Source organism: Luteococcus struthionis (assembly GCF_048595755.1).
Taxonomy (GTDB): domain Bacteria; phylum Actinomycetota; class Actinomycetes; order Propionibacteriales; family Propionibacteriaceae; genus Luteococcus.
Map to the genome: position 1 here is coordinate 2,231,044 of NZ_CP184360.1, position 13,799 is coordinate 2,244,842.

At 68.7% G+C, this 13,799-nt stretch carries 11 protein-coding genes; 5 read left to right on the forward strand and 6 right to left on the reverse strand.

The features are described 5' to 3' along the window. The first annotated feature begins 9 nt into the window (after positions 1–9). The gene (locus ACOAMO_RS10260) at positions 10–1,041 is read left to right on the forward strand and encodes a glycosyltransferase family 2 protein (protein ID WP_420174696.1); all 1,032 of its coding nucleotides are present in this window, start codon (positions 10–12) and stop codon (positions 1,039–1,041) included. Between the two features lie 6 nt (positions 1,042–1,047). Here the strand turns inward: ACOAMO_RS10260 and ACOAMO_RS10265 are convergent, their stop codons facing one another. The 5 genes from ACOAMO_RS10265 to ACOAMO_RS10285 all read right to left on the reverse strand — a co-directional run bounded on the left by ACOAMO_RS10265 (position 1,048) and on the right by ACOAMO_RS10285 (position 5,119). Then, positions 1,048–1,842: an alpha/beta fold hydrolase gene (locus tag ACOAMO_RS10265; RefSeq protein ID WP_420174697.1), complete on the reverse strand. Its 795-nt coding sequence runs from the start codon at positions 1,840–1,842 to the stop codon at positions 1,048–1,050. Between the two features lie 16 nt (positions 1,843–1,858). Then, positions 1,859–2,137, reverse strand: coding sequence for a muconolactone Delta-isomerase (catC, locus tag ACOAMO_RS10270; protein WP_420174698.1), 279 nt, complete (start codon positions 2,135–2,137; stop codon positions 1,859–1,861). Positions 2,138–2,142: 5 nt separating this feature from the next. After that, positions 2,143–3,012, reverse strand: a complete 870-nt coding sequence (gene catA / locus ACOAMO_RS10275; protein ID WP_420174699.1) for a catechol 1,2-dioxygenase — start codon at positions 3,010–3,012, stop codon at positions 2,143–2,145. A gap of 83 nt (positions 3,013–3,095) precedes the next feature. Next, positions 3,096–4,202: a mandelate racemase/muconate lactonizing enzyme family protein gene (locus ACOAMO_RS10280; protein WP_420174700.1), complete on the reverse strand. Its 1,107-nt coding sequence runs from the start codon at positions 4,200–4,202 to the stop codon at positions 3,096–3,098. Further along, a complete protein-coding gene (locus ACOAMO_RS10285; RefSeq protein WP_420174701.1) occupies positions 4,199–5,119 on the reverse strand; it encodes a LysR family transcriptional regulator in 921 nt (306 codons plus the stop codon). Before ACOAMO_RS10285 ends, ACOAMO_RS10280 begins: the two co-directional genes overlap by 4 nt. A 228-nt stretch (positions 5,120–5,347) precedes the next feature. Between ACOAMO_RS10285 and benA the strand changes: the two genes are divergently transcribed. From benA to ACOAMO_RS10305, 4 genes are all read left to right on the forward strand, one after another. Beyond that, entirely contained in the window at positions 5,348–6,751 is a 1,404-nt protein-coding gene (gene benA / locus ACOAMO_RS10290) for a benzoate 1,2-dioxygenase large subunit (RefSeq protein ID WP_420174702.1), read from the forward strand. A gap of 2 nt (positions 6,752–6,753) precedes the next feature. Continuing rightward, a complete protein-coding gene (benB, locus tag ACOAMO_RS10295; protein WP_420174703.1) occupies positions 6,754–7,254 on the forward strand; it encodes a benzoate 1,2-dioxygenase small subunit in 501 nt (166 codons plus the stop codon). Between the two features lie 12 nt (positions 7,255–7,266). Then, on the forward strand, positions 7,267–10,023 hold the full coding sequence (benC, locus tag ACOAMO_RS10300; protein WP_420174704.1) for a benzoate 1,2-dioxygenase electron transfer component BenC: 2,757 nt from the start codon (positions 7,267–7,269) through the stop codon (positions 10,021–10,023). Positions 10,024–10,095: 72 nt separating this feature from the next. Beyond that, a complete protein-coding gene (locus tag ACOAMO_RS10305; protein WP_420174705.1) occupies positions 10,096–12,834 on the forward strand; it encodes a LuxR C-terminal-related transcriptional regulator in 2,739 nt (912 codons plus the stop codon). Here ACOAMO_RS10305 and ACOAMO_RS10310 read toward each other — a convergent pair. Next, complete coding sequence (locus ACOAMO_RS10310; RefSeq protein ID WP_420174706.1) at positions 12,762–13,730, reverse strand: LysR family transcriptional regulator; 969 nt, start codon at positions 13,728–13,730, stop codon at positions 12,762–12,764. The two genes, ACOAMO_RS10305 and ACOAMO_RS10310, sit on opposite strands and share 73 nt — an antisense overlap. Between the last annotated feature and the right edge of the window lie 69 nt (positions 13,731–13,799).

Consider the following 13,799-nt stretch of genomic DNA (forward strand, 5'->3'; position numbering starts at 1 on the left):
ATGGCACCCATGACCTCCGACGCCGTCCACCCCACCCCAGTCAGCGTCATCATGCCGGTGCTCAACGAGCAAAGGCATCTGGCGCGTTCCGTGGCGGGTGTGCTGGCGCAGGACCATCCGATGGAGATCATCCTGGCGGTGGGGCCCAGCAGTGACCGCACCGAGCAGATCGCCCGTGAACTGGCTGCTGCCGACCCGCGGATCAGCGTCGTGGAGAACCCGTCCGGGACCACGCCGGATGCCCTCAACCTGGGCATCGCGGCGAGTCGGCACGACATCATCGTGCGGGTCGACGCCCACGGAGAGCTGACACCCGGTTACATCCAGCGCGCCGTCGAGCTGCTGGAGCGCACCGGCGCGGCGAATGTCGGCGGGCACATGGCCGCGCGGGGCACCACTGCCTTCGAGAAGGCCGTGGCCGTCGCGTACACCTCACCGGTCGGGCTGGGAGGCGGCAGCTTCCACCTGGCGAACTCTCCGGAGGGGCCCGCCGACACCGTCTTCCTGGGGGTCTTTCGCCGCGAGGCGCTGCAGGCGGTCGGGGGTTACGACCCCTCGCTGCTGCGCGCCCAGGACTGGGACCTGAACTATCGGCTGCGCAAGAGCGGGCGCACGGTGTGGTTCTCGCCCGAACTCGAGGTCACCTACCGGCCGCGGTCGACCGCCAGGGCGCTGGCGCGGCAGTTCTTCCGGACCGGGCAGTGGCGGCGTGAGGTAATGCGACGCAATCCCGACACGGTCAGCCCCCGCTACCTGGCGCCGCCGCTCGCGGTGCTCACCATCGGTGTCGGGACGGCGGCGGGCCTGGTCGGGGTGGCCACCGGGAATTCGACGCTGCGCAAGGGGCTGGCGGCTCCGCTGGGATACCTGGCGGGAGTGTGCGGTGCAGCGGCCCTGATGCGTCGTCCGATGGGTGCTCAGGTGCGGGCCCGGCTGCCGCTGGTGCTCACGGTGATGCACATGGCGTGGGGCGCTGGAGCCCTGGTGGGGTTGCCCGAGGAGCTCAGGGGCCAGGAAGCCCCTGACGAGTCCCGCGGCTGAGGCGGTTCAGTGCTGGGCGACGAAGTCGTCGATCAGCCCTGCGACCTGGTCCGGGGCCTCGAGCGGAGCCAGGTGGCCCACGCCCTGCAGCACCTCCAGGCGGCCCTCGCCCACGCCCTCGCTGAGCTGGCGCATGGCATCGGGCGGGCTGACGGGATCGTCCGCGCCGCAGATGAAGAGCACCGGGGCGGTCACGGCGGCCAGTTCCTCGCTCACGTCGTAGCCGGCCAGGGCCTCGCACAACCGCGCATAGCTCTCCGCGTCGACGCTGGTGATCTCCTGGGCCACCGCTCGGGTGTCGTCGGTGGGCTGTTGCTGGACCTGCTGGCCGAACCAGCGGCCGGGGGAGGCCTCGGCGATCGGGCCCATGCCCTGGCTGCGCACCATCGCGGCACGGTCGGTCCAGTTGGCGGGATCACCGAAGACGGGGCTGCTGCAGGCGACGATGCCGCCGCGCAGCCGGTCGGGGTGGTCGAGCAGCAGGCGCAGGGTCACCGCACCGCCGATCGAGTCCCCGGCATGGATGAAGGGGGTGCTCGCGTCGACGCCGTCGAGCGAGTCCAGGGCGGCGAGCACCGCGATGGCCAGGTCGGCCACCTCAAGGGGTTCGTGGTGGGGAGCGCTGGCCCCGTGCCCGGGCAGGTCCCAGCCCACGACGTGGAAGCCTCGGAGCCGACCAACGGTCGCACCCCACACCCGACTGACGGAGGTGGCCAGCGACGGGCCGACGACCAACAAGGGGTCGCCGGGCCTTCCGGCCAGGGTGGTCAGGGTGAGCGTGGGGTGCGAACCGGTGGTCATGATGCTCCTTGGTGACTTACTTGATGTCGGACGGGTGCTTGGCGAGCGGTGTGACCTCGATGTCCATGTACTTGAACAGCGGGAGGCCCCACAGCACCTCGTGCAGGTGGTCGTGCGAATCGACGTTGAAGATCGAGTAGTTCGAGTACTGGCCGGGAATGCGCCAGATCTCGGGCCACACGCCGTCGCGCTGCAGCTGCTGCGAGTATGCCTTCTCCTTCGCGATGGTCTCGTCCCGCAGCTGCGGATCGAGGTCGAGAGGAATATTGACGTCCATCTTCACCAGGTAGAGCATGCGTATCAGGCCTTCTGCTCCGGGTCGAGGACGAAGCCGTAGTCGACGGTCCAGGTGCCGTCACCCTGGTCCTTGGGATCAAGGATCAGCTCGGGCTTCACGGCGCTGGCGATGTCGTCGTCATTGTGCTCGTCACCGGGGAAGTAGAGCTGCGCGGTGAGCAGCTCGTGGCCGGGAGCCGAGACCTTGACGTGCAGGTGGGCGGGACGCCACGCGTGCCAGCCAGCGGCGGCGATCAGCTGGCCGCAGGCACCGTCGGTGGGGATCATGTACGGCGCCGGCTTGATGGTGTGGATCTCGAAGGAGCCGTCCTCCTTCACCGGGAAGGTGCCGCGCAGGTTCCACTCGGGCTGGCCCGGGGCAAACTGCGAGTAGAAGCCCAGCGAGTCGGCGTGCCACAGCTCCACCTTGGCATCGGTCAGCGGCTGGCCGTCGGTGCCGGTGACCTTGCCGGTCCAGGTCATGCGGTCGCCGGGCTCGTCATCGCGCATCGGGATCTTGCCATCAGCGCAGACCGGGGCATTCGGGACGTAGTAGGGGCCCTCGATCGAGCCCTTGCTGCCGTCGCGGTGCTCGGTGGCGACGTCCTCGACGGCGTGCTCGACCCACACGTCCAGGAAGAGCGGCCACTCACCATCGGCGCCCACCTTGATGAGCCATGCCTTCAGGGCGTTGTACTCGGCGTAGGAGACCTTCTCCTCGCGCACGGTGTCGGTCATCGCGTTGATGACGCGACGGGCGAGCTTGTCGACGCGCTCCTTGGGCACGTCCTTGACGGCCTCGAAGGCCGCCTTGTCATGCTGGAAGTTCTCGGTGGCCTTGGTGCCGGCACCAACAGCGGTGCCCTGCGACTCTTCCTCGAGGTACTGCGACATTGCGGTGTCCTTTCGGTCATCTCCTGCCCGTGGTTGGTGGGCAGGTGTCTTTGGGTTGGTCCCGGGCGGGACGGTGGGTGGGGTCAGGTGTCCGTGCGGTAGTGGTCCAGCTTCTGGGCGTCGATCTCGACGCCCATGCCCGGACCCGGACGGACGGACAGTTCCCCGTCCTGGATCACGAGGGGCTCGGTGAGCAGGTCATCACTCATGTCCAGGAAGTTCGAGAGCTCACCGGCATGGCGGCTGGTGAGGCGGTGCGCCGACCCGAAGGTCACGGTGGCGATGCTACCCAACTGGGTGTCGATCTGGTTGCCCATCACGACCTCCACGCCCAGGCCCTCGGCCAGGTGGAGGCAGCGCTGCGACGTGGTGAAGCCGGTGCGGGCGGTCTTGATGGAGATCGCCGTGGCGGAGCCGCCCAACAACTCGCGGGTGACCTCCGCCGGTGTGGTGGCCGACTCGTCGGCGATGTAGGGGACGTTGATCTGGCCCACCTGCCAGCGGCGCCCCATCACGTCGTCGGCGGGGGAGAGCTCCTCGGCGAAGAGCAGGTCGAGGTCGTCCATCAGGCGCATGGCGCGCACCGACTCGGAGGCGCTCCAGCCACGGTTGCCGTCGACGTAGAGGGTGGCCTCGGTGCCGAAGTGCTCGCGCAGGGCGCGCACCACGTCGATGTCCAGCTCCACGGGGTGGCGGCCGACCTTCACCTTGAAGGTGGTGATGCCGTAGGTGTCGCGCATCCGCTGCGCTTCCTCGACCATGGCCTGCGGATCGTCGAAGCCCAGCATGTGGCTGACCTTCATGGAGGTGCCGTAGCCGCCCAGCAGGTCGGTGACGTGCTGGCCCAGCGTCTTGCCGATGGCATCCCACACGGCGATGTCGATCGACGACTTGGCGGCCGGGTTGCCGATGGTGCGCTCCAGGATGGCGGCGAACTGCTCGCGGGCGAACAGCGGAAGGCCGACCAGGGCCGGGGCGAAGATCTGCTCGATGACCGCGACGATGCCGGCCTGGGTCTCGCCGTAGGTGAAGGGGCGCGGCACGGCGTCGCCGATGCCCACCACGCCGTCGCTGGTGGTGATGCGGACCAGCACGTGGTTGGCCGCGTGCACCTCGCCGCTGGCGAACTTGAGCGGCTTGACGTACGGGATGCTGTAGGGCACGGCCTCGATCGAGGCGATGGTGGTCATGCGGTCTCCTGGGTCTGGGGCGTGCTGGTGCCCGGGTGCGGGAAGCCGTGGGCGTCCAGGGCGTCGAGGGCCCGGGCGAGCACGGGGGACTGGTCGTCGGCGCGGACGGCCAGCGAAAGGTCGATGGTGGTGGCGCCGGAGACGTCGCGCATCACGACGCCCCGAGGGGCCGCGGTGCGTGCCGAGGCCGGCAGCAGCGCGATGCCCAGTCCGGCCGCCACCAGGGCCAGCAGGGCTGCGGTTCCCGGCGCGCGGTGCATGATGCGCGGGGCGAAGTCCGCCTGTCGGCAGCTGGCGGCCAGGGCTTCGTTCACCGACGAGAGCTCGGCGCCGTAGGTGATGAAGGGTTCGGTGGCCAGGTCACGCATCTCGACGACGGGCTCCGGCGTGAGTCGATGGTTGGCCGGCAGGGCCAACAGCATCGGTTCGCGCAGCAGTGGCCGCACCAGCAGGCGCTGCTCCTCGACGGGCCCACGCAGCAGTCCCAGGTCGATCTGGTCCTCCAGCAGTGCCTGGACCTGGTCGGGCGTGAGCATGTCGGCGTGGATGTCCAGCGCGATGTCGGGCAGCTGCTGGCCCATGATCTGGGCGAAGAGCGGGAGCTGGCTGTGGGCGCTGGTGCCGGTGAAGGCGACCCGCAGGATGCCGGTGGTGCCGCTGGCCACATTGCGCACGCGTTCGATGCTCTGCTCGAGGTTGGCGAGCAGTCGTCGCACGTCGGAGTGGAAGTACTGGCCGGCGGTGGTGAGCTGCACCTGTCGGGTGGTGCGGGTGAACAGCTCCACGCCCAGCTCCTTCTCCAGGCGGCGCACCGCCTGCGACAGGGCGGGCTGGGCCAGATGGAGGCGTTCCGCGGCTCGTCCGAAATGGCAGGTCTGGGCCACGGCTTCGAAGTAGCGCAGTTGCTTGAGTTCCACGGTTCACCTCCCCCTTTGGAGCTGTCCGGACCGGCGATGGTCACTGGTTGGTGCAAGCAACGTTAGGCGTGATCGATAGATAAACACAATGACCAGTATGACGTTCATTGAGAGCAATGCGTTATGAATGCTGTCTAGGGTATGCCTAGGTCTTTGCCGGTGTGGCCGCGGGCTCATTCCATGGTGGAGTTGCGGATCAAGAACCCCCCCAGAGCTGCGGAGGAAGACATGAGCGAGAATTTGGCGCGCATCGACAGGATGCTCGACCAGGCCGTGATCGAGGACCCGGAGGCCGGGATCTACCGGGCCAACCGTTCGATCTTCACGGACGAGGAGATCTTTGAACTCGAGATGAAGTACATCTTCGAGGGCAACTGGGTCTACCTGGCCCACGAGAGCCAGGTGAGCGAGCCTGGTGACTACTTCACCACCTACATCGGCCGTCAGCCGGTGGTCATCACGCGCGACAACAAGGGCGAGCTGCACTGCCTGATCAATGCGTGCGCCCACCGCGGTGCGATGATCTGCCGTCGCAAGACCGACAATCGCAAGACCCTGACCTGCCCCTTCCACGGCTGGACCTTCCGCAATGACGGAACCCTGCTCAAGGTGAAGGACCCGGAGGGTGCCGGCTACCCCGAGAGCTTCGACAAGGACGGCTCGCACAACATGACCAAGGTGGCTCGCTTCGAGAGCTACCGCGGCTTCCTGTTCGGCAGTGTGAACCCCGACGTGTCCAGCCTGGAGGAGTACCTGGGTGACTCCACCAAGGTGATCGACATGCTGGTCGACCAGTCGCCGGAGGGCCTCGAGGTGCTGCGCGGTGCCTCGACCTACACCTACGACGGCAACTGGAAGGTGCAGGCCGAGAACGGCGCCGACGGTTACCACGTGACCGCCACGCACTGGAACTACGCCGCCACCACCTCGCGTCGCAACACCGGTGAGAGCGCCAACTCCACCAAGACGCTGGACGCCGGCCAGTGGGGCAAGTCCGGCGGTGGCTACTGGAGCTACCCCAATGGCCACCTGTGCCTGTGGACCTGGGCGGGCAACCCCCAGGACCGTCCGCTGTGGGACCGCATGGACGAGCTCAAGGAGAAGTTCGGCGACGCCAAGGGCGAGTTCATGGTCAAGGGTTCGCGCAACCTGTGCATCTACCCGAACGTCTACCTGATGGACCAGTTCAGCACCCAGATCCGTCACTTCCGCCCGATCGCCCCCGACAAGACCGAGGTCACGATCTACTGCATCGCCCCCAAGGGCGAGAGCGCCGAGGCGCGCGCCTGGCGCATCCGCCAGTACGAGGACTTCTTCAATGCCTCCGGCATGGCCACGCCCGACGACCTGGAGGAGTTCCGTTCCTGCCAGCTCACCTTCCGCGCCACCGCCGCTCCGTGGAATGACATGAGCCGCGGTGCCGAGCACTGGCTCACCGGTCCCGACGAGGTCGCCACCGCGCTGGAGATGAATGGTGTCATCTCGGCCGGCGTGAAGAACGAGGACGAGGGCCTCTACCCGGTGCAGCACGGCCACTGGGTCGACGTGATGCGCGACGCGGTCCAGCGTGAGGCCGCCGTGCAGGACTACCAGCAGAACAAGCGCGGCGCCAAGAAGGGCAAGGAGGCCTGACCATGAGCGAGAAGACCATCAACCACCACGAGATCGAGCAATTCCTCTACCGCGAGGCCCGCTACCTGGACGACCGTGAGTTCGAGAAGTGGCTGGAGTGCTACGCCGACGACGTCGTCTACTGGATGCCCGCCTGGGACGACAACGACCTGCTCACCGAGGATCCGCAGAGCGAGATCAGCCTCATCTTCTACCCGAACAAGGGTGGCCTGGAGGATCGCGTCTTCCGTATCCGCACCGAGCGCTCGTCGGCCACCTCCATCCCGGAGCCTCGCACCAGCCACAACATCAGCAATGTCGAGGTGATCGAGCGCCGCGGCGACCTGGTGGACGTGCGCTTCAACTGGCACACCATGTACTTCCGCTACAACACCGTCGACCCCTACTACGGCACCAGCTTCTACACCATCGACTTCTCCGGTGAGAGCCCGCTCATCCGTCGCAAGACCGTGGTGCTGAAGAACGACTACATCCACCACGTGGTCGACATCTACCACGTCTGATCGGGGGGTGACATGACGACCACCGAGAACGAGGCCACCACCTATCAGGTGGCACTGGCCTTCGAGGACGGTGTCAGTCGGTTCATCAAGGTTCGTGAGGACCAGACCGTTGCTGACGCCAGCTATCGCCAGCGGATCAACATCCCGCTGGACTGCCGCGACGGTGCCTGTGGCACCTGCAAGGCCTTCTGTGAGTCCGGGGAGTACGACGGCGGTTACTACATCGACGACGCTCTCACCGAGGACGAGGCCGCCGAGGGATATGTGCTGCCGTGCAGCATGAAGCCCAAGAGCGACCTGGTGCTGCAGATCGCGGGCACCTCGCAGATGGCCAAGGCCGGCGCCTCCACCTGGAAGGGCCGCATCGTCGGGCTCGAGCACCTGTCGGCCACCACCGTCCAGTTGTCGGTGGAGATCGACAAGCGCGACGAGCTGGTCTTCCTGCCCGGCCAGTACGTCAACATCAGCGTGCCGGGAACCGATCAGAAGCGGTCCTACTCCTTCAGCAATGCGCCGGGGGAGCCGACGCTGACCTTCCTGATGCGCATCACGCCGGGCGGTGTGATGTCCACCTACCTGACCGAGCGCGCCAAGGTGGGCGACCAGCTGGAGATGGACGGTCCGCACGGGTCCTTCTTCCTGCGCGAGACCGAACGTCCCCTGCTGCTGGTGGCCGGTGGCACGGGTCTGGCGCCGGTGCTGTCGATCATGCGCCAGCTGCGCGCCCAGGGTGACACCCGCCCGACCCACCTGGTCTACGGCGTCAGCACCGACGCGGACGTCGTCGCCCTCGACCAGATCGAGGAGGTCGCCGCAGAGCTGGGTGACTTCAGCTGGGACTTCTGCGTCTCCCGCCCCGAGGCGTCCGAGATCGAGGGTCGTGAGGTCAAGTCCGGCTATGTGATGGGCCTGATCGAGCCCGAGCACCTGCACGACGGCGAAGTGGCCATCTACCTGTGCGGTCCGCCGCCGATGGTGGAGGCCGTGCGGCAGGACCTGGCCGAGCGCAAGGTGGAGCCGGACGGCTTCTACTTCGAGAAGTTCGCGCTCGCCGTGCCCGCCGCCGCAGCGGCCCAGGAGAAGGAGACCCTGGCCGAGTCGGAGGCAGTGGCGGCGGCCGAGGCCGAGGTGGCACAGCAGGCCCCGACGGCTGCGGTCTCCACCGTGGTGGAGGGAATCTCCTCCGGCGACGAACTCACCCCCACCGGCGAGGGACGCAACATCGCCAAGCAGGAGCTCTTCTCCAGCGTCGAGCTGGAGCCGCGCCCCGGTGTGGCAGCCAGCGAGGACGGGGTCATCCGCAACATCGCCAAGCAGCAGCTCTTCGCCGGGGCCACCGAGGGTGCCACTGGCGTGGTCGAGGCCGGGGGAGCGCTGCTGCCCAGCGGCGAGGGACGCAACATCGCCAAGCAGGAGCTGTTCGAGCAGTCCACGATCGACCAGATCGTGCCCTCGGCGACTCCCTCCTCGGGCGGGGTCACCGTGGCCGAGGACGGCTACCAGATCGGTGAGGAACACCCCGACGTCCAGTTCTCCGATGCCATCTTCGACGCCCGCCAGGCGCTCGAACTCGGTGCCCTGGAACTGACCATCGGGCGGCTCACCCCGAGCCAGATCTCCGGCTACCGGATGCTGGCCGAGTCGACGGTGGCCCATGTGGAGGGCGACCGTTTCGTCGACGCAATCGCCTACACAGAGACCAATGCGGAGTTCCACGACTTCCTCTTTGGCATCACCGGCAATGACCACCTGCTGCAGGCTTACCAGGCGCTGGGCGTCAAGGCGCACATGGCCGAGTCGCTGCGGGAGGCCACCTGGTGCGACCCGGAGTGCACCACCGACCATCTGCGCATCGTCGACGCCTTCGAGGCGGGTGACCGTGAGGCGGCTCGCCAGCTGATCGTCGAGCACGCCGGACGCTCCAAGGTCACCATGCGTCGTGCGATGCAGGAGAGCCGTGACCGGGTCAAGCCACGCTTCATCACGCCGGGGCGTTTCACCGGCAAGGTGGTCGTGGTCACCGGGGCGGCACAGGGCATCGGCGCGCAGGTGGCGCGACGGATCAGCGCCGAGGGCGGCAGCGTGGTGCTGGCCGATCGTTCGGAGCTGGTGCGCGACCTTGCCACCGAGCTGCAGCGCGAGGACCAGGGCCAGGCCCTGGCCGTGGAGTGCGACCTGGAGTCGGGTGAGGGTGCCCGGACCATGGTGCAGCAGGCGATCGAGCGCTTCGGGCGCGTGGACGTGCTGGTGAACAATGTCGGGGGCGCGATCAACTTCAAGCCCTTCACGGAGTTCACCGACGACGAGATCGAGGCCGAGATCACCCGGTCGTTGCTGACCACGCTGCACGCCACCCGGGCGGCCCTGCCGTCCATGGTGGAGGCAGGCCGCGGTGTGGTGGTCAATGTGTCCTCGGCAGCCACCCGTGGCATCCATCGCATTCCGTACTCGGCGGCCAAGGGTGGGGTCAACGCGATGACCGCCTCCCTGGCCCTGGAGTATGCGCCCCACGGCATCCGTGTGGTGGGCACCGCTCCGGGTGGCACCGAGGCTCCGCCGCGCAAGATCTCACGGGGCACCCCGGAGCCGCGCAATGAGCAGGAGAAGCAGTGGTTCCAGGCCCACATCGACCAGACGCTCGAGCACTCCCTGATGGGGCGCTACGGCACCCTGGACGAGCAGGCTGCGGCGATCTGCTTCCTGGCCTCCGACGAGGCGAGCTACATCACCGGCACGGTGCTGCCGGTGGCTGGTGGTGACCTGGGCTGAGCCATGGCGATGACTCGCCAGGCACCCCACCACAGGGTGTACTCGATGGTCCCATCGGTCTACTGTGACCCGATGGGACCATCGACGCTCCTCCCCGTTCGCGACGAGGACCTCGCGCGCCTGGTCGAGGCCAGCGACGCCGCGGAGGGTTCTCGTCTGGTGGTGATCGACGCGCGCGTGGGTGACGACAGCGCGCCGTTGTTGTCCGCGCTGGCGGAGCGTCTGCGCGTCAGCCCGCGGTGGGGTGGTGCGGAACAGCACCGTCTGGTGGCCCTGTCGTGGCAGAGCCAGGACGAGTGGGCCCTGCTGGCGCCCCTGGGGCTGGAGGCGCCTCCACCGGGGGCATCCCCTTGGCAGATGGCGCGGCAGTGGCTTGCCGACCGCGGCGCCGATCGGGGACTGGTCATGTTGGTGGAGGCGGCCCAGCATGCCGATCTGTCCAGCCTGCGACTTCTCACCAGCGCCGTCCACCAGCAGACCAGCTCGCCGGTCCTGGTGGTGCTGGAGCTGGTGCGCGACGACACCCTGGGGCCGCGCGAGGATCCCCAGCGTCGCCTGCAACAGGACGAGGTGGCACGGGCGGCGCACGTCGTGCTGCGTCCTGGGGCGCTGACCGAACACGATGTCGCGGTCCTGGCCAGACAACGGGGCGTCGAGCTGGCACCGGGCACCTCCCAGCGACTGCTGGACCATTGCGAGGGCAGGGCCCACGAGATCGTCGAGACCCTGGAGGTCTTGCGGCACAGTCCCGGGGCGGTGGCCAGTGGTCCGCTGCCAGTGGCCGAGAGCGTCCGGGCCCGAGTGCGCGCGTCGCTGCAGCAACTGTCGGCAGCATCGCTGGCCCTCGTCCAGGCGATTGCGGCACTGGAGGTTGCCATGCCCCAGCAGCCGGTCCTGGTCTGCGAGGCGGCCGCACTGGTTGAGGACGCCGGACCACTGGCGCTGGACGAACTCCTGTCCAGCGCCCTGGTGGAGCGCGTCGACCCGGCCAGTCGCATCGTCAGGATGGCCAGCGCCGCGGTACGGCGGTGCGTGCTGGACGAGGCCGGACAGGCGCGACGCGCAGAACTGCACGTGCTTGCCGCCCGAGCCACCGAGGATCCGGAGGTGCGGCTGCGGCATGAATGGTTGGCCGATCCGACACCGACCGCGCAGCGGGCCGAAGCCTTCGACACCCTTGCCGTGCAGCACGCCCGTCGCGGTGACTGGATGGAGGCAGGACGGCTGTGGGAACTGGCCAGCCAGGCGGCCAGTGACCAGGTGAGCTCCTCGCAGTACTCGGTCAAGGCTGCCGATGCGGTGGTGGCGGCCGGTGACCTCACCCTGCTGGCCGGCGGTCTGGCGCAGCTGGAGGCATCCCGCGAGACCCCGATGCGCGAGGCCTGCCTGGGGTATGTGGGGTGCCTGTCCGGGCGGCCCACCACCGCCGGAAAACGGCTGGGACGGTCCTGGGAGCTCACCAATCCCCAGCGGGACCCGGCCGTGGCGCGGATGGTTGCCGAACGGCACGTGCTGCATTCGCTGGCGCGCTGTCGCGCGGCAGACGTCGTGGAGTGGGCCAATCGTGCCACCGAACTGGCCGGCGTGGACGATGAGGGGCGGCGGATCAGCCTGGAGGGGGAGGCCATTGCCTGCGTGGCCCGCGCGGTGCTGCAGGGAACCCCGTCGGCCCTGGAACGTCTGGATGCCTTGGAGGACGTGGCGCCCGAGGGGCCGGTGCAGCAGCGACTGTCGCTGGCGCGGGGGTGGGTGCTCTATGCCGCGGGTGACCATCTGGCCGCCCGGGACGAGCTGGAGCGGGCCGCCGCCGGGGATGGCTGGGGTGGGTCCTTCCGCATCAGCCTGTGGGCCAGGGCCTGGCTGGCGCGGGTCCACCTCGAGACGGGCCGATGGGAGCTGGCCGAGGCCACCGCCAGCACGGGAGCCCACCAGGCCCGCCAACGCGGCCTGGACCTGCTGGTGCCGCTGCTGGAATGGACCCGCGCCGAGGTGGCTGCGCTGCGAGGAGACCTGGCGGCCGCCGACGAGGCGGTGTGGTCCGGAGCGGCCGATGCCTCCCACTACGAGGTCATGCGGGTCTCCTCGGCCCTGGGGCGGGCGGCCGTGGAACGGGCGCGTGACAATCCGCACGGAGTGCTCGAGGCCTTGGCGCCCCTGGACCAGACCTGGGCGCGGGAATGGGTGTCCTATCCCGGCTTCTGGCCCTGGGTGGAGCCGCGGGTGGATGCCCTGCTGCGGCTGGGGCGACGGCAGGAGGCCGACGAGGTGCTGCGATTGCACGAGGTGCGCACCCAGCAGGTGGGGCACCCGGTGCAGGCGGCCCGACTGGCTGGCTTGCGGGCGCGGTTGGAGCTGCTGGAGGGAGACCCGCAGCGTGCGCGGGCCCAGCACGCCGCAGCCCTGGAAGCCTTCGAGACACGTCCGCTGCCCCTGGACCGGTTGCGGCTCCACCAGGGGTGGGCGGCGACGCTTTGGCGCTCCGGCCGCCGCAGCGAGGCGGAACAGGAGGTCTCGCAGGCGCGTCAGGTGCTGGCCGAGTTGGGCTTGGCCGCCGCCGGGCGGGTGGAACCCGAGGTTTCGCTGCCGGTCGCGGAGGGGACGCCCACCGGCGAGGTCATCCGGTTCACCCCGCAAGAACTGGCAGTCGCCACGCTGGTGGCCAGCGGCCGGACGAATCGGGAGGTGGCCGGGGAGCTCTTCCTCTCGGTCAAGACGGTCCAGTACCACCTGACACGGATCTACTCCAAGCTCGGGATCCGCTCGCGCGGAGAATTGGCAGCCCGTGGGCTCGACGACGTGACCGCGGGGTGAGCCGCTGGCTCCAGCACCAGTTCCTGCAACATGGCCAGTGCCCGGTGCAGGTGTGGCTCGTCGCGTTCGGTGACGTGGGCGGCCACCAGGTCCATGTGGGCGCCGCGGTCGCGCAGCGGCACGAAGCTCACCCCGTCCAGGGCCAGCGCGGTGACCGGTTCCGGCAGGATCGCCACGCCCAGCCCGCCGGCCACCAACGTGACCATCGTCGAGGTCTCGCCCACCTCGTGGCGCACGTGGGGAGTGGCCCCCGCCTGGCTGAACAGTCGCTGCACCACCCCCGACATTGCCGAGCGGCGTGGCGCGGCGTGGACGATCAGGTGGGTGTCGGCCAGCTCCCTGATACCGATGCTCTCGCGATCGGCCAGCGGATGGGTGGTGGGCAGCGCGGCCAGCAGACGATCGCGACGCAGGGCCGTGGTGTGCAGGCTCACGTCGTCGACGGGCGGGCGCATCACGGCCAGGTCGATGGTGCCGCGCCGCAGGGCGTCCACCTGGTCGCGGCTGAGCATCTCGCCCTGGAAGGAGACCTCGATGCCCGGCAGTTCCGCCGCCAACCGTCGCGACAGGGCGGGGAGCAGGCTGTAGGTGACCGAGCCGACGCAGCCGATCGCCAGCTGGCCGATCATGCCCTGCGCGATGCGGCGCGCCCGGTCGTCGGCGGCATCGACGGCGGCGAGGATCTCGCGCGCCCGCACCAGGTAGTCGGCGCCGGCCGGGGTCAGTGCCACGTGCCGGGTGGTGCGGGTGAGCAGGGCGGTCCCCACCTCCTTCTCCAGCCGACGGATCTGCTGTGACAGTGGGGGTTGGGCCATGTGGAGGCGCTCGGCGGCCCGCCCGAAGTGGCATTCCTCGGCCAGGACGACGAAGTAGTGGAGCTGTCTCAGACGATCCATATTCAAATGCCTATCAATCTGGTCAGATATTGATACTTCACAATATCTCTGACAGGGCCTAGTTTCGAG

What these genes read in the sequence shown, in the direction of transcription:
- ACOAMO_RS10260 (WP_420174696.1), top strand. Translation starts at nt 10, where the DNA reads ATGACCTCCGACGCCGTCCACCCCACCCCAGTCAGCGTCATCATGCCG.
- ACOAMO_RS10265 (WP_420174697.1), bottom strand. Translation starts at nt 1,842, where the DNA reads ATGACCACCGGTTCGCACCCCACGCTCACCCTGACCACCCTGGCCGGA.
- catC (WP_420174698.1), bottom strand. Translation starts at nt 2,137, where the DNA reads ATGCTCTACCTGGTGAAGATGGACGTCAATATTCCTCTCGACCTCGAT.
- catA (WP_420174699.1), bottom strand. Translation starts at nt 3,012, where the DNA reads ATGTCGCAGTACCTCGAGGAAGAGTCGCAGGGCACCGCTGTTGGTGCC.
- ACOAMO_RS10280 (WP_420174700.1), bottom strand. Translation starts at nt 4,202, where the DNA reads ATGACCACCATCGCCTCGATCGAGGCCGTGCCCTACAGCATCCCGTAC.
- benA (WP_420174702.1), top strand. Translation starts at nt 5,348, where the DNA reads ATGAGCGAGAATTTGGCGCGCATCGACAGGATGCTCGACCAGGCCGTG.
- benB (WP_420174703.1), top strand. Translation starts at nt 6,754, where the DNA reads ATGAGCGAGAAGACCATCAACCACCACGAGATCGAGCAATTCCTCTAC.
- benC (WP_420174704.1), top strand. Translation starts at nt 7,267, where the DNA reads ATGACGACCACCGAGAACGAGGCCACCACCTATCAGGTGGCACTGGCC.
- ACOAMO_RS10305 (WP_420174705.1), top strand. Translation starts at nt 10,096, where the DNA reads ATGGGACCATCGACGCTCCTCCCCGTTCGCGACGAGGACCTCGCGCGC.
- ACOAMO_RS10310 (WP_420174706.1), bottom strand. Translation starts at nt 13,730, where the DNA reads ATGGATCGTCTGAGACAGCTCCACTACTTCGTCGTCCTGGCCGAGGAA.